The 23,204-nt window shown below is 69.9% G+C and carries 18 protein-coding genes and 4 pseudogenes; 9 read left to right on the forward strand and 13 right to left on the reverse strand.

What is annotated here, in order from left to right; translation table 11 throughout:
* Nucleotides 1-550 precede the first annotated feature (550 nt).
* From ACZ5GT_RS05710 to ACZ5GT_RS05720, 3 genes are read right to left on the reverse strand one after another with little or no spacing between them, the layout of a single operon-like run.
* A complete protein-coding gene (locus ACZ5GT_RS05710; RefSeq protein WP_469014808.1) occupies nucleotides 551-1,381 on the reverse strand; it encodes a methyltransferase domain-containing protein in 831 nt (276 codons plus the stop codon).
* A complete protein-coding gene (locus ACZ5GT_RS05715; RefSeq protein WP_469014811.1) occupies nucleotides 1,378-1,527 on the reverse strand; it encodes a hypothetical protein in 150 nt (49 codons plus the stop codon). Before ACZ5GT_RS05715 ends, ACZ5GT_RS05710 begins: the two co-directional genes overlap by 4 nt.
* Before the next feature lie 14 nt (nucleotides 1,528-1,541).
* On the reverse strand, nucleotides 1,542-2,453 hold the full coding sequence (locus ACZ5GT_RS05720; protein WP_469014814.1) for a methyltransferase domain-containing protein: 912 nt from the start codon (nucleotides 2,451-2,453) through the stop codon (nucleotides 1,542-1,544).
* A gap of 537 nt (nucleotides 2,454-2,990) precedes the next feature.
* Between ACZ5GT_RS05720 and ispH the strand changes: the two genes are divergently transcribed.
* The 3 genes and pseudogenes from ispH to ACZ5GT_RS05735 all read left to right on the forward strand — a co-directional run.
* The gene (gene ispH, locus ACZ5GT_RS05725) at nucleotides 2,991-3,941 is read left to right on the forward strand and encodes a 4-hydroxy-3-methylbut-2-enyl diphosphate reductase (protein WP_469014817.1); all 951 of its coding nucleotides are present in this window, start codon (nucleotides 2,991-2,993) and stop codon (nucleotides 3,939-3,941) included.
* A 262-nt stretch (nucleotides 3,942-4,203) separates the two neighbouring features.
* A pseudogene (locus ACZ5GT_RS05730) lies at nucleotides 4,204-4,440 on the forward strand (1-deoxy-D-xylulose-5-phosphate synthase N-terminal domain-containing protein); the annotation flags it as partial.
* A pseudogene (locus ACZ5GT_RS05735) lies at nucleotides 4,436-4,798 on the forward strand (transketolase C-terminal domain-containing protein); the annotation flags it as partial. The pseudogenes ACZ5GT_RS05730 and ACZ5GT_RS05735, both read left to right, overlap by 5 nt.
* Nucleotides 4,799-4,871: 73 nt before the next feature.
* Here ACZ5GT_RS05735 and ACZ5GT_RS05740 read toward each other — a convergent pair.
* Nucleotides 4,872-5,174 (reverse strand): LuxR C-terminal-related transcriptional regulator, encoded by a 303-nt coding sequence (locus ACZ5GT_RS05740; protein ID WP_469014819.1) that lies wholly within the window; start codon nucleotides 5,172-5,174, stop codon nucleotides 4,872-4,874.
* A gap of 587 nt (nucleotides 5,175-5,761) precedes the next feature.
* On the opposite strand from ACZ5GT_RS05740, the gene ACZ5GT_RS05745 reads away from it, so the two are divergent.
* Together ACZ5GT_RS05745 and ACZ5GT_RS05750 are read left to right on the forward strand one after the other, a co-directional pair.
* On the forward strand, nucleotides 5,762-7,102 hold the full coding sequence (locus ACZ5GT_RS05745) for a jacalin-like lectin (protein ID WP_469014822.1): 1,341 nt from the start codon (nucleotides 5,762-5,764) through the stop codon (nucleotides 7,100-7,102).
* 186 nt (nucleotides 7,103-7,288) lie between these two features.
* A complete protein-coding gene (locus tag ACZ5GT_RS05750) occupies nucleotides 7,289-8,665 on the forward strand; it encodes a glycoside hydrolase family 43 protein (protein WP_469014826.1) in 1,377 nt (458 codons plus the stop codon).
* 59 nt (nucleotides 8,666-8,724) lie between these two features.
* Here ACZ5GT_RS05750 and ACZ5GT_RS05755 read toward each other — a convergent pair whose 3' ends face one another.
* The 7 genes from ACZ5GT_RS05755 to ACZ5GT_RS05785 all read right to left on the reverse strand — a co-directional run bounded on the left by ACZ5GT_RS05755 (nucleotide 8,725) and on the right by ACZ5GT_RS05785 (nucleotide 18,938).
* A complete protein-coding gene (locus ACZ5GT_RS05755; RefSeq protein WP_469014829.1) occupies nucleotides 8,725-11,661 on the reverse strand; it encodes a glycosyl hydrolase in 2,937 nt (978 codons plus the stop codon).
* A gap of 457 nt (nucleotides 11,662-12,118) precedes the next feature.
* Nucleotides 12,119-13,870, reverse strand: coding sequence for a CocE/NonD family hydrolase (locus tag ACZ5GT_RS05760; protein ID WP_469014835.1), 1,752 nt, complete (start codon nucleotides 13,868-13,870; stop codon nucleotides 12,119-12,121).
* Between the two features lie 19 nt (nucleotides 13,871-13,889).
* The gene (locus tag ACZ5GT_RS05765) at nucleotides 13,890-14,831 is read right to left on the reverse strand and encodes an MBL fold metallo-hydrolase (protein ID WP_469014839.1); all 942 of its coding nucleotides are present in this window, start codon (nucleotides 14,829-14,831) and stop codon (nucleotides 13,890-13,892) included.
* Between the two features lie 49 nt (nucleotides 14,832-14,880).
* Nucleotides 14,881-15,804 (reverse strand): alpha/beta hydrolase, encoded by a 924-nt coding sequence (locus ACZ5GT_RS05770; protein WP_469014845.1) that lies wholly within the window; start codon nucleotides 15,802-15,804, stop codon nucleotides 14,881-14,883.
* Between the two features lie 5 nt (nucleotides 15,805-15,809).
* Nucleotides 15,810-16,934: an FAD-dependent oxidoreductase gene (locus ACZ5GT_RS05775; RefSeq protein WP_469014848.1), complete on the reverse strand. Its 1,125-nt coding sequence runs from the start codon at nucleotides 16,932-16,934 to the stop codon at nucleotides 15,810-15,812.
* Between the two features lie 25 nt (nucleotides 16,935-16,959).
* Complete coding sequence (locus ACZ5GT_RS05780; RefSeq protein ID WP_469014854.1) at nucleotides 16,960-17,913, reverse strand: phosphotriesterase family protein; 954 nt, start codon at nucleotides 17,911-17,913, stop codon at nucleotides 16,960-16,962.
* A 50-nt stretch (nucleotides 17,914-17,963) separates the two neighbouring features.
* Nucleotides 17,964-18,938 carry a phosphotriesterase family protein gene (locus tag ACZ5GT_RS05785; RefSeq protein ID WP_469014861.1) on the reverse strand — a complete coding sequence of 325 codons (975 nt, stop codon included), beginning with the start codon at nucleotides 18,936-18,938 and terminating at the stop codon, nucleotides 17,964-17,966.
* A 232-nt stretch (nucleotides 18,939-19,170) separates the two neighbouring features.
* On the opposite strand from ACZ5GT_RS05785, the gene ACZ5GT_RS05790 reads away from it, so the two are divergent.
* The 4 genes from ACZ5GT_RS05790 to ACZ5GT_RS05805 all read left to right on the forward strand — a co-directional run bounded on the left by ACZ5GT_RS05790 (nucleotide 19,171) and on the right by ACZ5GT_RS05805 (nucleotide 22,659).
* Complete coding sequence (locus ACZ5GT_RS05790; protein ID WP_469014866.1) at nucleotides 19,171-20,343, forward strand: cytochrome P450; 1,173 nt, start codon at nucleotides 19,171-19,173, stop codon at nucleotides 20,341-20,343.
* Complete coding sequence (locus tag ACZ5GT_RS05795) at nucleotides 20,340-20,528, forward strand: ferredoxin (RefSeq protein ID WP_360748075.1); 189 nt, start codon at nucleotides 20,340-20,342, stop codon at nucleotides 20,526-20,528. Before ACZ5GT_RS05790 ends, ACZ5GT_RS05795 begins: the two co-directional genes overlap by 4 nt.
* Nucleotides 20,525-21,667 (forward strand): NAD(P)/FAD-dependent oxidoreductase, encoded by a 1,143-nt coding sequence (locus ACZ5GT_RS05800; RefSeq protein ID WP_469014875.1) that lies wholly within the window; start codon nucleotides 20,525-20,527, stop codon nucleotides 21,665-21,667. The genes ACZ5GT_RS05795 and ACZ5GT_RS05800 overlap by 4 nt, the downstream gene beginning before the upstream one ends.
* Nucleotides 21,668-21,735: 68 nt before the next feature.
* Complete coding sequence (locus ACZ5GT_RS05805) at nucleotides 21,736-22,659, forward strand: LysR family transcriptional regulator (RefSeq protein WP_469014879.1); 924 nt, start codon at nucleotides 21,736-21,738, stop codon at nucleotides 22,657-22,659.
* An 11-nt stretch (nucleotides 22,660-22,670) separates the two neighbouring features.
* Here the strand turns inward: ACZ5GT_RS05805 and ACZ5GT_RS05810 are convergent.
* Nucleotides 22,671-22,784: pseudogene (locus ACZ5GT_RS05810) on the reverse strand (DUF397 domain-containing protein); the annotation flags it as partial.
* A pseudogene (locus ACZ5GT_RS05815) lies at nucleotides 22,776-23,112 on the reverse strand (DUF5753 domain-containing protein); the annotation flags it as partial. The pseudogenes ACZ5GT_RS05810 and ACZ5GT_RS05815, both read right to left, overlap by 9 nt.
* Nucleotides 23,113-23,204 lie beyond the last annotated feature (92 nt).

Genomic DNA, 23,204 nt, shown 5'->3' on the forward strand with positions numbered 1-23,204 from the left:
CCCCGCAACAACAACACACACCAACACAGCATCCCAAAACCTCCCCCTCCCCCCCCCCCCCCCCAAACCCCCCCCCCCCCCCCCCCCCCCCCCCCCCCCCCCCCCCCCACCCCCCCCCCCCCCCCCCCCCCGGTCCCCCCCCCACCAGGATGCCGCCTGGACGCGCCTGGACGGACGTCGCGGATCGGTGGCCGGGTCCGCCCGCCGGTGATCTCGGCGCCGCGGATGAGCGGCAGCGCCGGCTGCGGCCCCGAGCGGGGCGTCGACGACGTCGTGGTGCGGGGCGCGGGCCTTGTCGCGCTCACGGCCGGATCGCACCGCGGAAACCCGGATCGGTCGGCCGTCGCGGAGACGACATGGCCGTCGGGGCGGGGATCACGACCAGGTCGGTGGGGCTCGCCGTCCTGTCGGGGTTCACACGTGTCAGGACGGCCTGCTCGGCCTGCACCAGTGCGTGGCGCAGGCCGAGGGGTGTGTGCGGCGAACAGGCCGACACCTTCGTGCGGGTGCCGTCAGGCGCCGGTCTGAAAACCGGGGACGGCGCCCGCGGTCATGCGCGGACCGCGGTCAGGAAGAGGTAGCCGCTCTCCGGGATGGCCCCGAACCTGCGCACGAAGTCGATGAGCGAGTCGGCCTTTTCCTTGCCGACCAGATCGGACAGCTTGTCGCGGACGGTCTCGAAGGCGTCGGCCATGAGCCCGAGGGTACGGATGACGTTGTCGGTGATGTCACGGATCTCCACGTCGACGAAACCGTTGGCGGCCAGCGCCGTCCGGTATTCGTCCACCGTGCCCAAGGAGCGCACCGCGTAGTTCTCGCAGATGTGGTCCAGGACCACGCGTCCCTCAGGGCTGACCGGGCCGCGCTGGATGACGTCGGCGACGGCGAGGCGGCCGCCGGGGCGCAGGACGCGGGCGGTCTCGGCGAGCACCTGGCCACGGTCGGGCATGTGCCACATCGACTCGAACGCCCAGGCCGCGTCGAACGAGCCGTCGGGGAAGGGCATGTCCATCGCGTCCGCGAACTGGAACGTGGCCCGGTCGGCGAGCCCGGCCTCGGCCGTGAGTTCCGTGGCCTCCGCCACCTGGATGTGGCTGACCGTGATGCCCACCACGTTCACGTCACAAGCGCGGACGAGCCGCCGCGCGGGATGGCCGACGCCGCAGCCGATGTCCAGGACCCGCTGGCCGGCCTCCGCGGCGAGACCTGAGATCATCAGGTCGGTCAGGCGGTCGGTGGCTACCTCGACGGAGCTGTCGTCGGCGTCGTTCTCCCAGTAGCCGTAGTGGATGTTGCGGCCCCACGCGGACCCGTAGATCCGGCCGAACCCGTCGTACACGTTGCGGACGTCGCTGTGAGCGGGAGCCTGTTCGAGCGTCATGACGAACTCCGTATTGTCGTGAAGGTGGCGGGAAGCCGGCGGCGGTTCAGCCGTACCGGCCGGCCGACGCCGTTCACCTCGGCGGCGGGCCTGTCCGCGGCGTCTTCCGTGTACCGGCCGTCGACCGTGCGGACTTCCGGCACCATGTCCCGTTCCTTGCTCACTTCTTCAGCTCGAAGCGCAAGAAACCCAGCTTCAAGCCCCCTGCTTGCCATTCGGCGCCAAGCGCCTGGTTCGCCATCAGGGATATCCTCAGATTCCTGCGGTCGACCGGCGAAAGGCTGCTGTCGCTGTCCAGTACCGCCTTCGTCCAGGCGGTGCTCTCCTCCCAGAACGGCGAGGTTTCCTGCGTGGCGTCGACGTCATCGACCAATTCAAAACCCGCGGACTTCGCGGCTTCTGCATAGTCGAGCACCGTAGCCGGTTTTGTGTAGAAGTATTCGGCCCACACGTCGGCCCCGTGAGGGCGTGTGATGAATACTTCCTCGATGCACACGCTCCCGCCCGGACGAAGCACGCGCGCCAGACGCTCGAACCACTGGGGACGGTTGAAGTATCCGCTGCTCTCGATCGCCACCGCCGCGTCGTAGGGGCCGTCCAGGGGAAGATGCATCGCATCACAGACCAGCGTTCGGACCTTCCCGTCCAAACCGCATTCCCGCACGAACCCGTCAATTATCGGCGCGTGTTCCTGCGCATTGGTGACCGCTGTGACGTCGGCGCCGTACTCCTGCGCCCAGAAGAGCGAGCCCCCGCCGAGACCGCAGCCGACATCCAGGATCCTCCCCGACAGTCGGTGTTCAGCGCCCCAGATCTTGGCCGCGTACCGCAGCAGACCCTCTTGGTGATTCCGTATGCTGTCGCGGATGGCATCCGGCGTCGCGTCGTGAGCATGCGGTGGCGTTTCGGAGGAGGGGTAGTGGCCTACATGATAGTGAATCCTGGGTCCAGGCCCGTATTTGCGAACAAGCCTGGCTGTTTTGTCGTCGTAGTATTGGCCGACTATTCTTACCTCGTCCTGAGACTCCAGCGCTGTTCGGGGTGAACTTGAAAATTCATCCAGATTCGACACGGTCACTCCTCCAGAGCTCGGATGCCGACGACATTGGCGAATTACCTGCTGCGGTCGTTGCGCTGTGGTCGTTGCGCTGCGCTCGTCATGATTCCGGCGAGGATACGCGGTTCGACAGGGATCGCTGGACCGGATTCCATGTTCAGAAGCGGTTTGCGGCACGAGCAGCGCCTCGCGAGAAATGCAGAGCCGCCCTCATGATCCGGGATCTTGAGTCGTCCCGAAATCAGGTGGCCGCTATTGGAATCCATCCTGTAGGGCAGCCCTGGTCGTGTCAACGACGTGGCCTGAGCATCTTCGACTTTAGGAAAAACCCCAAAGACGACGGCGTAAGGCCTGGATTGGACTATCCTGCGGAATGGTAACCGCCGGGCGGCACCGAAGGCCGCACTTCGAGTCCGGCTATCAAGCCGGCACCCGACGGCGGACAAGACTTCCTGAGAAGGACTCGGTTTCCACCGACCCGCAGGGATGCCCTGTTCGGCAACGCAAGCCAGGCGTTCCGACGCGGACGTCATGGCCCGGAACGGAGTGGGAATGAGTGGCGGTAAGCAGGTCCTGCTGGCCGAGCCACGCAGTTTGTGTGCCGGTGTACGCCGGGCGATAGCCATCATCGACCTCGCGCTGGAACAGCACGGCGCGCCGGTCTACGTCCGCAAGGAGATCGTGCACAACCACTACGTGGTGCGCGAGTTCCAGCGCCGCGGTGTCCGGTTCGTCGACTCCGAGCAGGAAGTGCCGGAGGGCGCGGTGTGTGTCTTCTCCGCGCACGGCGTCTCCCCGCAGGTGCGGCAGAACGCGGACGCACGCGGGCTGGACGTGCTCGACGCGACCTGCCCCCTGGTGGCCAAGGTGCACCAGGAGGCGCGCCGGTTCGCCCGGGACGGGCGGACGTTGCTGCTGATCGGGCACGCGGACCACGAGGAAGTCGAGGGCACCTACGGGCACGCCCCCGACCGGACCGTCATCGTCGAGACGGTCGCCGACGCGGAGGCACTGGACCTTCCCCCCGACGCACCGGTCGCGTACCTCACCCAGACCACGCTCTCGGTGGACGAGACCAGGGACATCATCGCCGTGCTCCGGCGCAGGTTCACCGACCTGCGCGGGCCCGCCACCGACGACATCTGCTACGCCAGCCAGAACCGCCAGGACGGCATCAGGGCCATTGTGGACCGGTGCGACCTGGTGCTGGTGGTCGGTTCGACCAACTCCAGCAACTCGATCCGGATGGTGGAGGTGGCGCGCAGGCTCGGCGGCAGGGCCGAACTGGTGCCGGACGTGACCCATTTCGACCCGGCGTGGCTGGCCGGCGTGAGCACGGTCGGCGTGAGCGCCGGGGCGAGCGCGCCGGAGATCCTCGTCGACCAGCTGCTCGACCGGCTCGCCGAACTGGGTTACGCGGACACGTCCGTGGCACGGGTGGCGACCGAGGACATCGTGTTCTCCCCACCCACGCGGCTGACCGGAGCGGCGGACGTGCCGTGACCGATCGGTACCGGGCGACCCCTGCCGCTGATGACGCCGGCAAGGACTCCGCCGGCCAGAGCGCATCAGCGGTGAGCCGCTTCGGCCGTCGTCCCGACCTGCCCGACCAGCCGCGGCCATCAACTGCTGTGCGGGTCCCTCCAGGCGTCGGCCGGCACACGAGGCCGTCGGCCGAACCGGCGTCGCGCCGGGCGGTCGGCCCGATCTGACCGAGAGGGCGGCCGCGGCCGCCCACCACACCCAGTGAGGAGCACTGTTCGACATGGCGCTCTTGGAAACCGTGCGCCACCCGGCGCGGCTGCGTGAGCTGACCGCCGGGGAGCTCCGCGACCTCGCCGGGGAGATCCGCGCGTTCCTGATCGAGCGGGTCTCCACGACCGGGGGACACCTCGGGCCCGACCTGGGGGTGGTCGAGCTGACCATCGCGTTGCACACGGTGTTCGAGTCCCCGCGGGACCGATTGCTGTGGGACACCGGGCACCAGTCCTACGTGCATCGGGGTGACGGTGGTGGACCCGAGGTGGGTCACCCCGGTCAACCCCGCGCTGGCCGATCTGGCCCGCCGCCACCGGCTCGCGATCACGGTCGAGGACAACAGCCGCGTGGGTGGTGTCGGTTCCGCGATCGCGCAGGCGCTGCGGGACGCCGACGTGCACACCCCGCTGCGCGAGTTCGGCATCCCGAGGCGCTTCCTCAGCCACGGATCCAGGGCCGAGGTGCTCGCCGCCTGCGGGCTGACCGCGCAGAACATCACCAGGGTCGTCGTGGAGCTGCTGACCGGCCTCGACACCGTACCGGCGTCCGCAGGCATCGACGACCCCGGCAACTGGCCGGTTCGCTCGGGGGAGGAACATTGACGACCGTCGATCCGGGAATGCGTCCCAGTTCATACGTGAACGCACGGATCACGAACTCGCGAACCGCCGAGCATCATTCGACAGCTTCACACGCAATGCGCGGGGGCCATGAATCTGTTCGCAGAATCTGGAGGACGAAAGCCCTGGAGACCAACGCGACACGATTCGGCGCCTGTAGCTTGTCGGACATGACGCGGACGTGATAGTCGATGGTCTTCGAGCTGAGGTACAGCTCTCTCGAAAGCCGCCCGCTGGAGAAGCCGGCCGCAACACCTTCCAGGATCCTGGCCTGAATCGAGCTGAAAACCCAGCCACCGACCGGCTGGAACACTTCGCGGCAACTCTGATCACCATGCATGGCACCCACCCATTCCATACAGCCCGGCTACGCCAAGACCGTAAACGGATAAATGCCGAGCGAGAAGTACCGGCATGTGAATCTAGGTGTACCCCTAGTTTTTGCCGCCGCTGCGCCGCCACAAGCCGTCGACTTCCGGCCAACTTGGAATTTCCGCCAAATTTTACGGAATTCCGGCCTTGCCCGTATTGAACTCTTTCCGACCCGTCGGGCGACATGGGCAGCCGGGCCGGCAGACGGGTGCGGCTCCTGTCGGATGAGTTTTCGGCCAAGCATCAGAGGCTTCGTGCGCTTGTCTACCCGTCGGGCGTCGGCGTGTCCAGTTCTGCCCCGCGTTCCCTGTCCGCTCTCCGGCCCCCGGGTCGCTCGCCGTCGCGTTCGGCGCGGCCGGGGACACGCCGGCGGCGGCCCGCGTGCGGCACCCCGCAGCGGTGGCCCGCCCCTGCGGCGCCGACGCGCCAGAACGGGACGCGCGGGAAGCGGCGGGACATCCGACCGTCCTTCACAGGTAACCCGAACATCGCCCGGACGAGGGGTAACCGGCGGTAAGTTCTGCCGTGCGCAGTTCTGTCATGTCCCCATCCACACCGCTCAGGAGACTCCCCATGCGCAGACTCCTCGCCTGTCTGGCGACGGCAGCCGCCGTCCTCGGCGGGCTCACCACCGCCGCCCCCTCCGCGGCGGCCGCCGACGGGGGCGCCTTCAGCGTCCTCAGCTACAACGTGGCCGGCCTGCCCGAGAGCCTGTCCAGCGCGCCGACACCCCGCGAGCCGAGCACCACCGAGATCGGCAAGCGCATCGCGCCGTACGACATCGTCCACGTGCAGGAGGACTTCAACTACCACGCCGCCCTCTACGCCGGCGACACCTCCCACGCCTACCGCACCCCCACCAGCGGCGGCGCGGGCATCGGCAGCGGGCTCAACACCCTCTCCAAGATCCCCTACGACGTGGACGACTTCGAGCGGGTGCGCTGGAACTCCTGCCAGTACGACTCCGGCGACTGCCTCACCCCCAAGGGCTTCACGTTCATGCGCGTGCGCCTCGCCGAGGGCGTCTACGTGGACTTCTACAACATCCACACCAACGCCGGCACCAACGACGGCGACCTCGCCTCCCGCGCCGACAACCTCAACCAGCTCAGCGGCTTCATCGCGAGCCACTCCGCCGGCAACGCGGTCGTGGTGATGGGTGACACCAACACCCGCTACACGCGCACCGGCGACACGATCGCCGAGTTCGCCGCCGCCAACGGCCTCACCGACGCCTGGGTCCAGCTGGTCCGCGGCGGCACCCCGCCCGCCAAGGGCAGCGACGCGCTGGTCTGCGACCAGTCCCAGCCGACGGTGCCCGACACCTGCGAGGTCGTGGACAAGGTCCTCTACCGCAGCAGCAGGCTGGTCTCCCTGAACGCCACCTCCTACGGCAACAAGCACGCCGGTTTCCTCACCGACGACGGGCTCATGCTCTCCGACCACGACCCGATCGCGGTGGGCTTCTCCTGGTCGCGCAACTCCGCCTACCAGCTGAGCGACCAGTTCGGCGGCCCGCACGGCGACTACTTCACCGACATCGACAAGGTTCCGGCGGGCGCCCGCGCCACCGCCGTCGGCCTGCGCGCCGGCTCCCGCGTCGACCAGATGAACGTCACCCTGAGCGGCGGCGCCACGCTCGCCCACGGCGGCACCGGCGGCACCGCGTCCTCCCTCACCCTGGGCAGCGGCGAGTACGTGACCACCGCCTACCTGTGCCAGGGCGTGAAGGACGGCCACACCCGGATCTTCTACGCCAAGTTCACCACCAACCTCGGGCGCACCCTGGCCGGCGGCTCGACCACCTCCGACTGCGTCACCCGCACCGCGCCCTCCGGCTGGCAGATCGCCGGGTTCCACGGCCGGAGCGGCGACGAGGTCGACAAGATCGGCTTCATCTACACGCAGCGGTAAGGGAGTTGCGGGCGTGGCCGGTGCGCACAGAAATCACCAAGGACAGCCCAGGTGATTGACGCGCACATGGCCACGCCCTACCTTCTGACCGATCAACCGAACTCTGTTCGGTATATCGATCACAACGTTCAGTGTCCTGCCGTCCTGCAGTCCTCAAGGGCCCCCCGCACACCCCTAGGAGCACGCATGGCAACGTCCCGCCGCCACTTCCTCGGCCTGGCGGCCACCACCCCCCTGGCCGTGACCGGGGCGATGAGCCTCGGCGCCGGTACCGCGCACGCCGCCGGCTCGGCGTACGTGATGTCCTACTTCACCGAGTCGACCAGCCTCGGCGACGGCACCGACTACGGTCTCCACCTGGCCGTCAGCACCGACGCGTTGAACTGGACGCCGCTGAACCAGAACAACCCGGTCGTCACGCCCACCGAGGGCGCGCTCGGGCTGCGCGACCCCTTCGTCCTGCGCAAGCAGGACGGCACCTTCGTCGTCCTGGCCACGGACCTCAAGGGCACCGACTGGAGCTACGTCAGCCAGTACGTCCACGTCTGGAACTCCACCGACCTGCGCACCTTCACCGGCTACCACCGGCTGAAACTGCACGACATGAACACGCACTGCTGGGCGCCCGAGGCGTTCTGGGACGCGGGCCGGGGCCAGTACGCCCTCATCTACTCCGCGGTGAACTCCAGCGGCCACAACGTGATCATGGTCAACTACACCACCGACTTCGTCACCGCCTCGGCGCCCCAGGTCTTCTTCGACCCCGGCTACGACGTCATCGACGGCGACATGGCCGTCGGCGTGAACGGGGTCAACTACCTCTACTTCAAGAAGAACCAGACCCTGGTGGGCGCGCGGTCCACTTCCCTGGACCCCGGGAGCTTCACGGAGTTCAGCACCCCGGCCGCCCACGGCGGCACCGAGGCCCCGACCCTCGTCAAGTCCCTCACGTCGAACACCTGGTACCTCTGGGGCGACACCTACACGCCGAACGGCGTCTTCTACGCCTGGCAGTCCACCGACCTCGCGTCGGGCACCTGGACCGCGCTCGACCAGCGGACCTACACCCAGCCGGTCAACTCCAAGCACTGCGGCATCACGGCCATCAGCACGGCCGAGTACGACAACCTGGTCGCCGCGTGGGGCACGCCGGCCTGGAACCGTCTCAAGTCCTACAACTACCCGGCGCGTTACGTCCGCCACTCCAACTGGGTGGGCCGGATGGACGAGTACCCGATCGACCCGTACAAGGACACCCTGTGGAAGCTCGTCCCGGGCCTCGCGGACGCCTCCGGGGTCTCCTTCCAGTCGGTCAACTACCCGACGCGCTACCTGCGTCACTACGACTACCAGCTCCGCCTCGACGTCAACGACGGCACGTCGACGTTCGCGGCGGACGCGACCTTCCACCGCACCGCGGGGCTCGCGGACGCGACCTGGACGTCGTTCCGCTCCCACAACTACCCCACGCGCTACATCCGGCACTCCGACTACGTCCTGCGCATCGACCCCGTCTCCACGGCCACCGAGCAGCAGGACGCCACCTTCCGCGTCGGGTACTGACGCGCGTCAGCCGCTGCGCGGTGCCCGTCTCCACCGGGGAGCCGGGCACCGCGGACGGATCAGGCGTACGGGAGGTGCACCACGGAGCGGCTGCCCGTGCCCAGGGTGCTGGACTTGACGCCGATGGCGCTCCAGACCTTGAGCTGGACCGTGCCGCCGTGCAGGTCGCAGGCGGTGCCGGTGGCGGAGGCGAGCCCCGTGCTCTCGGTGTAGTGCTCCCAGCCGGGGATCGGGTCGGTGGCGAAGTAGCGGTAGGTCTCGGTGCGGTCCCAGCTGCCGTCACCGGTGCAGTCGTAACCGATCTGCAGCTGAACGGCGTTGCCGACCACGGTGTCGGCGTCGACCGCCAGGTCGAACGAGGCGTTGCCCGCGCCGCGGGTCAGGTCCAGTCCGGTGGCGGTGAAGGTGACCGGCTTGTACGGGGTGCCGTCGTGGTTGCTGCCGTCCGCGGAGGGCACCGTGACGCTGCCGGAGTCGCCTTGGGCCGCGGTCAGTTCACCGCCGGCCTGGAGGTACAGGGTCGGTGAGGATCCGCCGCCGGGGGGTGTGCTGGAGCCGGTGGGCGACGGCGAGTCGGTGGGCGTGGCCGAGCCGGTGGGGGACGGGGAGTCGGTGGGAGAAGGCGAGTCGGTCGGGGAGGGGCTGGTGCCGCCCGTGGCGTTCCCTCCGCTCCACTTCAGGGCCCCGGTCGCCACGGTCCGGCCGGCCGGCACCTCGACCGCGGTGCCGTCGGAGAAGTGCACGGTCGCGTCCTGGCTCGTGACGTTGGCGGCGACGTAGGTGCGCTTGCCGTCCTTCACGAAGGCGGCCGCCAGCGGGCTGTCCGCGGTGACCGAGGTGTCGACAGTCCCCAGCGCGGCGAGGTTGCGGATCCAGTGGAAGGTGTGTGCCTTGCTCTCGCCCTCCTCGGAGGTGAAGGAGTTGTCGGCGCGGAAGGCGGAGAGCGCCGCGTCGCCGTCGCCGAGGGCCAGGTACTCGTACCAGATGTCGGTCCAGATGGTGGGCCGCGTCTTGCCGCTCTGGTCCAGCATCTCCTGGTAGTTGGCCTTGACGTAGTCCGGGTCGTCGCCCAGGTAGAGGTGACCGCCGGTCACCGGCAGCAGGTTGATGCCCTGGATCTGCTCGGGCGCGCTGGAGAACCAGGTCGAGTACGCGCCGCCGTTGCCCCACACCATGCCGACTTCCTTGTGCTTGAAGTCGCCGGGGTAGACGTCGTTCTTCGTGTCGAACCAGTAGTCCTGAATCGCGGCGGCCTGCGTGGTGTACATGTAGATGCCGGCGTCGCGGACGGTCTTGTTCCCGGTGGCGATGCCCCACTGGATCAGCGCGTTGTCGAAGTTCATGCCCTCCGACGACGACTCCTGGTTGTTGCCCGCGGCGAACGAGCCGTGCCCCGAGGCCCAGTCGTGGCCGCTGTAGATGTCGAAGTCACGCAGGTAGGGGAAGCGCTTGTCCGAGCGGTCGTAGTTGTTCGCGTCGCGGATGAGCAGGTCGACCATGCCGCCGTACTCGCTCGAGGCGGCCCAGGCCGGGTCGAACTTGGCGAGGGTCGCGGCGGCCGCGACGTAGTAGCCGTAGTGGAAGTGGTGGTCGTTGAGTTCCTGGTCGGAGCCGTAGGAGGCCGGGTAACCGATCAGGGTGCCCCACTTGTCGTCGTAGTAGAACAGGTGCCCCGTCTCGTTCTGCGACGCGGTGAACCAGTCCGTGAGCTTCGACTTGATCGTGGCCAGCGCCGCGTCGCGGACCTCGGTGTTGCCCGTCTGGTCGGCGATCTCCGCCAGACGCGCGGCCCGTCCGAGCCCCTTGCCGGTCCAGTAGGTGTCGTCGCTCTGCTGCCGGGCCGGGTCGGCCTTTTCGGCGTTCAGGTAGTTCTGCAGGGTGGTGCCGTCGGCGCCGGAGCTGTCGGCGACCGCCGGGACCTCGGGCAGGACGCCGTGGAAGACCATGGAGGTGGTGAACGACCCGATGCCCGCGAGGATCTTGAGGGGTCCGCGGGAGGAGACGTAACTCTGCGACAGGGGGCTGCCGGAGGCCAGGTTGCGCCACTGGTGCGGCAGCAGCGCGGCGACCGTGCCGGTCTCCGAGCCTTCCAGCGCCTTGGTGGTGTACCGGTACTTCGTGGTGACCGTGGCGGTGGCCTCGTCGTAGCTGTAGGAGACGGTGGTGCCGGTCACGTGGTCGTACGCGTACTTCGCGAACTCGGCGGCGAGGGCGGCCCGGTCGGAGTCCGAGGTGGACGACGTGGTCGGCAGCACGGCGACGGAGAAGTAGTCCTTGCCGGCCAGCGAGGAGGTGAGGGTGGAACCGTTGACGGACCAGGTGCCGCCGGTCGGTGCGAAGGCCACGTAGTCATGGCCGTTGACCCGGTAACCGATCATCTCGCCCGAGTGCGACCACACGCTGACGTCCGCCCCGGAGGCGGCCTGGATGCGCGCGTCGCCGCCGGTGGCACGGAAGTAGGCGAACGGCAGCCCGGATCCGATGGTCGCCCGCAGCGTGTGCGCTCCGTCGGTGAGCAGCGGGCTGACGGTCCAGTCGGTCCAGTCGTCGACCTTCACCTCGGGCGCCGCGAGACCCGCGACACCGACGGTGAAGTCCTCGGCGTAGTTGTAGTGGTACTCGCCGACGCCCTTGGCGCTGCCGGAGATCGCCGGGGTGGTGCTGTAGGAGACGCCGAGGCCGGCGGACTGCGCCCGGTAGCCGAGGGGCTGGGCGAACAGCGGCTCGCCGTATGCGCAGTTGGTGCGCTTCCACAGGATCGACGACCACCAGTCGTTGGTGGGCACGGCGCCGGAGGGCGCGTTCGACGTCACCCAGTGGCGCGGGTTGGTCGACAGGTCCGCGCAGCCGGAGGGCAGCGGGCCCGGCGGCTGGGTGGTGAAACTGCCCTGGCCGACCGTGCCGGCGCTGGCGGCGTGCGGGGTGAGCACGGTCAGGACGGCGGCGACCAGGGCGATCACGACCCCGGTCACCGTGGCGCAGGGATGGCGGAACACCCGCCGGGGACCCGGTGTTCTCGGGGATCTCAGGGATCTCAGGGTTCTCGGCGGCGGGGCACTGTCTATCGACATGCGGCATCTCCTGCGGGTGGACCGCCGGCGCGCGCGGCACGCGACGGTGACGGGGAGTCGTGCACGTGCGGGGGAACAGCCGAGTGCGGAGGACCGCCGGAAACGGTGGTCATGAGGCCGGGGAGACGGTTCCGCACTCGTTTTGAGAGCGCTCTCAAGACGGGGAGGCTAGGGACCGCCGCCGTCACGTGTCAACACTCCGCGCAACCGGAATTCACCACTCCGTCAACGCGCCGCAACGCGCGGCGGGCCGGAAAGGGCCGGTCGGAGGGCATGCGGAAAGCGCCTTCCGCGCGGAACGGCGGCCTTCGACAGGTCCCCGGCCGTCCTCGGCGGAAGGCGCTTCACCCGCGCGCCCCCGCGGGTGGTCGCCCGCGGTGCCCTACTCGTCCGCCTCCGGTGCAGTGGCCGTGGCCGTCGTCGTGGTGAACGGGAGGACCAGGCGGGAGGGGTGGGCGGCGTCGCGGTAGATCTTGTGGGTGACGGGGCGGCCCACCGGCAGGTGGAAGGCGTCCGGCGGCAGCAGCGCGTTGTGCGCGTCGGTCAGCGGCTCGTCGTTGGAGAGCTCCACGACCAGCCGGTGGCCCGGCAGGAAGGTCGCCGCGAACGGGTAGACCCGCAGCACGTACTCCTCGATCTTCCCCGGCTCGACCGGCACCGCGCGGGTGTGCGGGTGGTAGGGGTCGCCCTCGGTGGTGCGCTCCTCGTCCAGCTCGCGGTGGGAGGCCTTGAGGTAGGCGGTCGTGATCAGTTGCCGGCCGCCGCCGGGAGCCTCGTCCCACATGCGCAGGATGAAGTTGGTGTCGGGCTGGTCGATCTCGGCGAAGAGGTGCGCGGCGCCCTGGCCGATCAGCTCGGTCGGCTCGGTGAACGGCTCGGTGCTCCAGCTGAGGATCTCCACCTTGTCGGTGACCGTCAGCGGCGCCTGGTAGAAGCCGTCGGGGGCGGCGAACTCGGCGCCCATCGGCTCGGGCTCGAAGGAGAGCTTGCGGCGCGGGCGGAAGTAGAGCGACCTGTGCTCGACCGGCTTCGGCGGCCACTGGGCGCCGGTGACGGTCTCCCGGGAGCCCTCGACGTGAACGGTGACGGCGGGCTCGTCCATGATCCCGTTGTCGATGCCCTTGATCCAGTAGTCGTACCAGCGGAACATCTTGTCGTGCTCCTCGATGAAGGGGCGCGACTGCATCGGCGGGTACGGGCCGATGTCCAGCTTCTTCGGGCCGTTCAGCGAGTTGAACAGCTCGATCGTGCCGTCCAGCGTCCAGCCGCGGCCCTGGTCGATCTGGAGCCAGACCGGGATGTCGATGTTCGGCGCGAGCGTGACCGGGTTGCGCTCCTCGTACCACTCGCCGTCGACCTCGTTCAGCACGATGTCGAACCAGGCCTCGTGGTTCTTCGGGTAGTTGAGCACATGGACCAGGTTCGGCCAGGCGGCCACGTCCGGGTCCTTCAGCCGCTCGGCGACGCGCTCCTTGATCTCCTCCGGCGAGAAGGTCTCCAGCATGCGGGACTTGACGCGGTCGGTGAACGCCCAGCCGGAGTCGCCGCCGCGGCCCTCGCGGGCGGCGCGCGGCATGAACCACATGACGCCGCCGTGGTAGGTGGTCTCGTAGAAGTCGTAGTGGCCGCCGCTGACGAAGATCGCCTTCAGGTGCGGGGGCCGCTCGGCGGCGGCGAGCACCTGCATCGAGCCGAAGTAGGAGATGCCGATCATGCCGACGTTGCCGTCGCACCACGGCTGCGCGGCGACCCACTCGATGAAGTCGTAGGCGTCCTGGCCGAGCGGGACCCCGCCGGCGTTGTAGTTGCCGATGTGCTCGCCCTCGGAGGCGCCGGAGCCGCGCAGGTCGCCGATGACATGGACGTAGCCCTCCTCGACGACGCGCGCGATGTCGCCGGCCTCGATGCACCCGTCCCACATCGGGCTGGGCCGGCGCTGCGGCGGCGTGGTGAGCGCGAGGGCCTGCAGTTCCTTGCCGTACGGGCTCAGCGCCACCAGCGCCGGACGCGGCGTGTCGTCGACCCCGCTGTAGGTGTCGGCGGCCAGCGTGACACCGTCGCGCATCGGCACCCGGAGGTCCTTGCGGACGGCGATCTGCCGGTCGCCCGCCTGAATCTGCTGAAACTCACTCATGAGTGCGAAAGCTCCTGTGTCACAAGTTCTGGTCGAGGCTGGTGCGGTAGCCGTGCATCGAGGTGAAGAAGGGCGACGGCTCGAGCGTGGGGTCGCCGGTGTAGCCGAGCTCCTCGGCGGCGGGGGCGAACGGGGAGTACACCGAGTCGGTCTCCCGCAGCCCGGCCCGCAGGCAGCCGCAGGCGGCCTCACCGACCCGGCCCTCGACCGCGAGGCTCTGGGCGATGGCCTCCTGCGCCTGGGCCGCGTCGAGTTCCACGCCGTACGGGGTGCCGTCGGCGCGGCGGTAGGGGTGCCCGAGGTACAGGTGGCGCGGGCGGATCTCGTCGCGCAGGTACTCCAGACCGGCGCGGTAGGCGGCCGGGTCGGTGTACCCGGGGAAGCCGTTGGCGGCCCCGTGGACCTGCACGGCGTCGCCGACGAACACCGACCGCTGACCGTCGACGACGTAGGCCACCGAACCGGGCGTGTGCCCCGGCATCGCGTGCACGGAGACGGTGACGCCGCCGCCGAGGGAGAAAGTCTCCCCGCCCTTGACGAGCAGGGATGGCTCCATCTCGCCGGAGATGACGGCCTGTCCGGCGGCCGTCACCTTCGCCTCGCCGTCGGGGTCGCGCAGGTACCGGCCCCGCCCCGCGAGGTACTCCTCGACATGGGCCCGGCGCGAGCGGAGCATCGGCGCGTCGGCCTCGTGGATCACCACCCGCGCACGCCGGCCGGTGAGTTCCCACAGGGCGTGCGCCCCGCCGACGTGGTCGATGTGACCGTGGGTCAGCAGGATCCAGCGCACGTCCTCGATGCGCCGCCCGATCGCCGCCAGCGCGGGCGCCATCCCCTCGGCGGGCGAGGAGGCGATCCCGGTGTCGACGACGGCCGGTTCGGGCGCGTCGATGAAGAAGCTGTAGAGACCGAACCGCCCCCAGGGCGAGACCAGGGGATGGATGTCGACTGCGTGCGTCATGTCTCTCTTTCCGAACTCGTACGCGGGCTGGACTCGTGCGCGGGCCGGGTCAGCGCCGGTGGAGGAAGTCGCGCGTCTCCTCGAAGACCCGGTGGTACTCCGGGATCCAGGAGAAGTGCTGCACGAATCCGTGGCCCGCGCCGGCGTACCGGCTCACCGTCGCCGTCACCCCGGCCTCCCGCAGCCGTCGGCCGTACAGCTCGCCCTCGTCGCGCAGCGGGTCGTACTGCCCGGTGACGACGAGTGCGGGCGGCAGCCCGCTGAGGTCGGCCCGCTTGACCGGCGAGACCAGCGGGTCGGCGGGATCGGCGCCGCTGTCGAGGTAGAAGGCGTTGAACGGCTTAAGCCCGGCCGTCTCCAGGCCGTAGCCCTCGGCGTTCTCCCACAGCGAGGCGTAGCGGTCGACGTCGAAGTCCAGGTCCAGGGAGGGGTAGTACAGGATCTGGTGGGTGATCCGGTCGAAGCCGTCGTCGTGCGCCCGGGCCGCGACCGCGGCGACGAAGGTGCCGCCGGAGCTGTCGCCGGCCAGGGCCAGCGTCGTGCCGTCCCAGCCGAGGTCGGCGCCCTGCTCGGCGACCCAGCGGACGACCGCGTAGCAGTCGTCGAGGCCGGCCGGGAAGGCGTTCTCGGGCGCCAGGCGGTAGCCGACGGAGACGACCTTGAGCCCGGTCTCCTTCGCCAGCGACCGCGCGACGTGGTCGTGCGTCTCCAGGCTGCCGAGGAAGAACGCGCCGCCGTGGAAGTAGACCAGCACGCCGTGGCGTTCGGCCTCGTCCGGGGTGTAGATCCGCACCGGGACCTCGCCGGACGCGGTCGGCGCGGTCACGTCGTCGACCGCGTGCAGGGGCAGCCGCTCCGCGAGGGGCGCGACGTGCGCCTCGTCCGCGGCGCGCATGGCGACCGGGTCGAGCGGCCCCTCGGGCGGAGCCGGCAGGCTCGCGAGGACTTTCGCGATCTCAGGATGCAGCGGCATGGGCGTCAGTCCTGCGGCTGCTGGGCCGCGGGCTTCTGCCCGGGGAAGACGGCGTTGATCTCGTCCTCGCTCCAGCCCTGGCGCGAGATGCGCTGCAGTTCGTCGGTCTTCGGCTTGCGGTTGGCCTGGTACAGGGCCAGCGCCTCCTTGACGGAGTCCGCATCGCGCAGGGCGTCGGCGAGCCCGCCGGCGTCCAGGATGGCCGAGTTCGCACCCTGGCCCTGGTGGTGCAGCATCGAGTGGGCCGCGTCGCCCACGAGGGCGACGGAGTCCGAGTGCCAGGTGTCGACCGAGTCGATGTCGTAGACCGCGCGGACGTTCACGGCGCTCATGTCGAGGTCGCGCGCGATGTTGACGAGGCGCTCGTCGAAGCCCTCCACCGACGCCATGAGGTCGTCCTTGGTGGCCGCCGGGGACCAGGAGCTGTCCGCGCACAGGGTGGTGACGTCGAACGACACCTGGCCCCGGTGACGCAGCGGCAGCAGGTAGATCTTCGTGCCGCGGCCGATGTACATGCGCAGGTTGTCGTCGACGACCATCCCGTGGGCGTCGTCGAGGGAGATCACCGCGCGGTAGGCGTGCTCGCCCGAGAACACCGGGGCCCTGTCGCTGAACAGGTTCTGGCGCACCACCGACTTGATGCCGTCGGCTCCGACGACCAGGTCGGCCTCGACGGTCTTGCCGTTCGCGAAGGTGAGGACGGACGTGTCGCCCTTGTCCTGGATGCTCTCCAGTTTGTGCCCGAGCTGCACCATGCCCTCGGGGAGCACGCCGAGGAGGGCCTCGATGAAGTCGCCGCGGTGGATCAGGTGGGTCTTGGTCTCCTCGGCGAAGGCGTCGATCTCCGGCCAGGTGTCCTTCATGATCGGGTCGCCGGTGGCCGTGAGGATCTCGAAGTAGTCGCTCGGCGAGCTCACCTTCGCGATCGCGTCGAAGATCCCCCACTGGCGGAACCGGTCCATGCTGGAAGGACGCAGACCGATGCCGGCGCCGACCTCGCGGATCTGGCTCGCCTGCTCGTAGACGGTGACATCGGCGCCGAGCAGGCTCAGGGCCTTGGCGGATGCCGCGCCGGCGTACCCCGCGCCGACGATGGCGATCTTCAGGTTCTTCAGGTCCGAAGTCTGCATTGGGTGCTTCTCTCTGCTTCTGGTTCTACTTCTGGAGGGTGAGGAAGTCGGCAGGGTTCTCGACGAAGATCGTCTTGATGGCGGTCTCGTCGAGGCCGGCGCCGCGGAGGTCCGGGATGAGGTCCTCGAAGATGTAGTTGACGGTGTGGCCCTTGACGCCCGGCCAGCCCAGCGGGCTGCAGTTGGCGTCCGCGGAGGCGAGCACCTGCTTCAGCCGGCCGTCGCCGACGAAGCGCAGGAAGTGGTCGAGGCGCTCCTTGCGGGGGCGGGCCCAGAACGGCGGGTCCGGCAGCTCGGTCTCGTAGCCGAAGGTGTCGAAGCCGATGCGGCCGCCCTGCTCGGCGATCCAGACGTCGCGCGTCTTGTCGGCGTTCACGCCGTCGTCGACGTGCCCGAACAGGACGCGGTCCAGAGGCAGGCCCTCTTCGTGGAAGATCGCGATCGCGTTCTCGGCGTCGATCGCGAGGTGGGTCAGGATGGGTACGCCGGTGGCGAGCGCGGCGCGGGCGGCGGCGCGGTAGATGCGCTTGTCCAGGTCCGTCATCCGGCCGCCGCGGCTGACGCCGACCTTGATGACGCCGGCGCGGCTGCCGGTGGAGCCGATGCCGACGGTGATCTCGTGGACGAACTGACGGGTCAGGTAGTCCACGTCGGCCCGGGCGAAGTGGTGCAGGGCGGTGTCGCCGCCGACGAAGCCGGTGCAGGCGACGATGTGCACGCCGGTCTTCGCGGACAGGGACTTGTAGTAGTCGACGTCACGGCCGTTGCAGATGCCGGTCGCGTCGACGAAGGTGCCGCCGCCGTACTCGTGGAACTTCCGCAGCTTCGGGACGGTCTCCTCGTACCGCTGCTCCGGGGTCTTCCACCACTGCGTGTCCAGCTCGGATCCGGGCATGCCGTAGCCGATGTGCTCGTGGATGGCCACGAGACCCAGCTCCTCCGCCGGGATCGGCCCCAGCACGGTGTTCACTCTCGACACAACACTCACCTTTGGGGAAAGAGACTCGATGGTGGTTCGCGCTGCGGGGCTCAGCGCACCGTCAGCAGGTCGCGGGGGTTCGCGACGAGGATCCGCCGCACGTGCTCGTCGCTGAGGCCCTCGGCCTTCAGGAGCGGGACGAAAGCGGTCAGGACGTAGCTGTACGGCAGGTCGTTGATGGGGTGGCCCTTCGCCACCCCGGTCGCGTTGCTCGAGAGCAGGACCCGGTCGCCGAAGCCGGCCCGGACCAGGCCGGCGACCAGGGCGGCCCGCTCGGCGTCGGTGACGTGGTCGTCGTCCTGCACGCCGACGTGGTCGAGGGCGGCGTAGGCGCCGCGGCGGGCGACCTCCAGGGGCGCCGCGGCGGCCACGGCGTCCTTGCGGTCGAGTCCGCCGACGACGACGCGGTCGGCCGGCAGCTTCTCGTCCAGGACGACGTCGAGGTCGCGGACGGCGTCGGCGCCGTACCGGATGGAGACGGGGACGCCGGTGGCCAGGGCGGTGCGGGCCGCGCCGCGGAACAGGCTCTCGTCGGTCGCGGTCATGCCCTCGCGGGTGGCGGTGGTGGCCACCAGCCCTGCGGCGGCGCGGCGCTCCACGCGGGGGACCACCATGCCCTCGGTGATCTCCTTGGTGAACAGGTCGGCGAACTTCTCGGCCGGCCAGGGCGTCGGCGGATTGGTCTGCGGCGTGAGGAAGTAGCCGCCGAGCAGTTCCTCCGGGCCCTGCCCCGTGGAGGCGACGATGTGCACGCCGGTCGCGCGGGAGAGGGCCTCGTACAGCCGGACGTCGCGGCCGTGGAACATGCCGGTGCTGTCGACGACCGTGCCGCCGCCGTGGGCGCGGAAGTCGGTCAGCTTCGCGGCGAGGGTCTCGAAGATCTCGGCGCGGTCGAGGGTGATGTCGAAGGCGTACTCCGCGCCGGGAACCACCGAGAGCAGCGCCTCGTGGACCGCGACGGCGCCCAGCTCCTCAGCAGGCACCGGGCCCAGGACGGTGTTCACGGTGTTGCTCTTGCCGCTCATGCCTGCCTCACGTGTCCGGGGTGGGGTGCTCAGCACCCAGTGGCTGCGGCCACCGTAGCGATTCGGTTTACACGTCGTCAATGAAATGAACACCAAGAAAAAACACTGAACTGATAGTCAGGAGTGAGGCCGCGAGCCGTGCGATCCGACCGAGGACATGCAGCTCATGCATGGTTCGTCATGCAAATCATTCATTTGCTGCGTGTGAGGCCAGCCACTTCACTGGGGCGGCATGAGCACCCCACCCACCTCCGACATCGACCTCTTCGCCGACGAGGTCCTGCTCGACCCGTACCCCGCCTACGCCGAGCTGCGTGAGCAGGGCGCCGTCGTCCACCTCCGCGCGAACGACGTCTACGCGCTGACCCGCTACGACGCCGTCCGCGCCGCCCTCGGGGACTGGGAGTCCTTCTCCTCCACGTCCATCGCCTTCAACCCGATGGCCAACGAGGCGCTCACCGGCACCTCGCTCGCCTCCGACCCCCCGGTGCACACGCAGTTGCGCGCCACCCTCACCGCGAACCTCTCGCCACGTGCGCTGCGCGGACTGAAGGTCCGCATCGAGGAGAAGGCGGACGCCCTCGTCGCGGAGCTCGTCGACAAGGGCTCCTTCGAGGCGATCGACGCCCTCGCCCGCGCCTTCCCGCTGGAAGTGGTCGCGGACCTGATCGGCTTCACCGGCCACGTGCGCGACAACATGCTGCGCTGGGGCCAGGCCGCCATGCAGGTCATCGGCCCGATGAACCAGCGCACGGCCGAGAACTTCCCCGTCGCCGGCGAGCTCTACGGCTGGTGCTCCCAGGTCACCGCCGACGACCTGGCCGAGGGGTCGGTGGGCCGCGGCATCTTCGACGCCGAGGCGCGCGGCGACATCCCGCCGGACACGGCCGGCCACATCATCCACCAGTACCTCGGCGCCGGCGTCGACACCACGATCGCGGCGATCGGCAACATCGTCGCCCTCTTCGCCGCGCACCCCGACCAACTCGCCCTGGTCCGCGCGAACCCGTCGCTGGTACCGGCGGCGTTCAACGAGGTGCTGCGCTTCTGGCCCCCGGTCAACGCCTGGGGCCGGCGCGCCACCCAGGACGTCGAGGTCGACGGCGCCGTCATCCCGGCCGGCGCGCAGATCGCCGTACTGCTGGGCGCCGGCAACCGCGACCCGCGGCACTACGAGAACCCCGACGCCTTCCTCGTCGAGCGCAACCCGGTCGACCACCTGTCGTTCGGCTATGGCCCGCACGGCTGCGCGGGCCAGGGACTCGCCCGCCTGGAGGCCCACGCCGTGATCGAGGCGCTCTCCCGGCGCGTCGAGCGCCTCGTCGTCGGACCCGAGGTCCGCGTCCCCAGCAACATCACCCGGAGCATCGAACAGCTCCCCGTCCTGGAGGTGATCCCGGCATGAAGATCGTTCTCGACCGCCCCCGCTGCGAGGGCCACGGCCTGTGCGAGGAGGCCGCGCCCCAGCTCATGCACCTCGACGACGAGGGCGAACTCGTCATCGACCGCGAGGAGATCGGCGAGGCCGACGCCGCCGCGGCGAACGCCGCCGCCCGGGTGTGTCCGGTCGCCGCGCTGAGGATCGTATGAGCGCCGGCACGATCGGCCGCGTCGTGATCGTCGGCAACGGGATCGCCGGGCTCACCGCGGCCGACACCCTCCGCGACGCCGGTTTCGACGGCGAGCTGACCATCGTCGGCGACGAACCGCACCCGGCCTACAGCCGCCCGGCCCTGTCGAAGGCGCTGCTGCTCGACGGCGACGACCTGTCGTCCCACGAGCTGCCGCCGGCCGGCCACGGGGCGACCGAGCTGCTGGGTATGCGGGCGACCGGACTCGACCTCGACCGCCGGCTCGTCACCCTGGACGACGGCGCGGCCCTGCCGTACGACCGCGTCGTCCTCGCCACCGGCTCCCGGGCCCGGCGGCTGTCCGGCCTGCCCGAGGAGCTGACCCTGCGCGGTCTCGACGACGCGCTGGCCCTGCGCGGCCTGCTGGCCGCCCGGCCGTCGGTCGTCGTGGTCGGCGGCGGCCCGCTCGGCATGGAGATCGCCTCGGGATGCCTGGCCGCCGGCTGCCGGGTCACCCTGGTCTCCCAGGGCCTGCCGCTGATCGTCCAGCTCGGCCCGCACCTCGCCGAGGTCTTCGTGAAGGCCGCGCTGGACAAGGGGCTCACCGTCGTCGAGACCGGGTCGGCCCGGCTCGAACGGCGGTCGGGCGACGCCCGGGTCGTCCTCGACGACGGCGCGGTCCTGGAGGCGGAGGCGCTGCTGAGCGCCGTCGGTGACCTGCCCAACACCGAGTGGCTCGCGGACACGGGCCTGACCGTGAACGGCACCGTCCCGGTCGACTCGCGCGGGCTGGTCCGCCCCGAGGTGGCGGCCGTCGGCGACCTCGCGGCCTTCCCCACCGCCTCCGGCCTGCGCCGCGTCCCCCTGTGGAGCAGCGCGATCGAGCAGGCGAAGGTCGCCGCGCGGGCGCTCCTGCACGGCGATCAGGCGCCGCCGCTGGAGTTCCAGCCGTACTTCTGGACCGAGCAGTTCGGGCTGACCCTGAAGGCGGTGGGCCACCTGCCGCAGGCCGGGGAACCGGCCTACATCGACGGCGGCCCCGGCGGCGGCCCGGCACTCATGCGCTGGTCGCACGCGGACGGCACCGGCGTGGCCGCGGCGCTGAACTACCGCATCCCGATCCCGCGACTGCGCCGCATGACCCGCGCGGCCGCGTAGGCCGGTGCGGGCCGTGATGCGGGCCGTGATGCGGGCCACAGCGCAGGCCGCCGCGTAGGGTTTTCCGCATGGGCGACGACGGAGAGGGCACCACCGGTTCCGGGCTCGACCGGCTGGCGTCGGTCAACCTCAACCTGCTGGTGCCCCTCCTCGCCCTCCTCGAGGAACGCTCCGTCACCAAGGCCGCGCAACGGGTCGGCCTCTCCCAGCCGGCCATGAGCCACGCCCTGACCAGGATGCGACGCCTGCTGGGCGACGACCTCGTCGTCCGGCAGGGAGCCGGCGTCACCCTCACCCCGCGCGCCCTGGAACTGATCACCCCGCTGCGCAGCGCCCTGCAGCAGACGGCGCGCGTCGTGAACTTCCCCTGCTTCGACCCCGCCAGCGACGAGCGCGTCATCACGGCCGCCATGACGACCAGCACGGCGTTCGTCATCGGCCCCCGCCTGACCCGGCTCGTCACCGAGCGCGCCCCGCACGCCACCCTGCGCCTGCGCACCATCACCGTGCCGACCGAGGCCACCTACACCGACATGGGCGTCGACGTCGTCCTCGTCTCCGAGGGGCACTTCTCGCCGTACCCGCGCGAACGCCTCTACAACGACCGCGTGGTGGTGGTCGCCTCTCCCGAAACTCCCCCGGACGCGACCGCCCTCGATCTCCTCACCACCCAGCCGCACGTCGTCGTCGACACCGACCGCCGCGTCTTCCCCTACTCGGTGCTGGAGGACCAGCAGATCCCCTACCGCGTAGGCCAGTTGATCTCCGACTTCCTCCTCGTCCCCTACCTGGTCGCCCGCGCCGGCGGCGTGGCCCTACTCCGCCACCGCGTCGCCGTCACCATGAGCACCCTGGCCGACCTGCGCATCGAGGAGTTCCCCTTCCCCCTCCCCGGCCTCGGCATCGACATGGTCTTCAACCCCCGCCTGACGGACCAGTACTTCACGGAATGGCTGAGGGGGCTGCTGTTCGAGGCGGCGGGGGGTCTGTGACGCCGGGGCGGCTACGCCAGACGCCCGCTCTTGACCGCCGCCACGAAGGAGGACCAGCCACCGGCCGGAATCACGAGCACCGGCCCGTACGGAACTTTGCTGTCCCGCACCGGCACGCCGGCGGGGGTATACGCCACGGTCCTCCCCTCCGGAAGCAGTAGGTACCAGACGTCCAAGCTCCAACTGCTCGCGCCACTCCCCCGCATCCCGCAGGGGCGTCCGCAGCACCGCCTCCGACAGGATCATCCGGAACGGCGGCGCATTCTCCCCCTCCAGCAGTTCCCGCCGCCCCATCCGGGCCTCGACCTGCTGCTCCAGTTCCTTCCCTTTCAGCCCACCGGCCGCCAGCACCTCCCGCGCGTACCCCGGCGTCTGCAGCAGCCCCGGCAGGACGCTCACCGCGAAGTGCCACAGGCTGACCGCCTTCGCCTCCAATGCCATGTACCGCCGGTGGAAGGAAGTTCCCGCAACAGCCCGCCTGGACGGGTAAACCGGGGCACGTGGGTTGTGGTCTCACTTGAGGGAACCGAGGGAATCGACAACAC

It is taken from the genome of Streptomyces sp. NPDC031340, assembly GCF_055569945.1.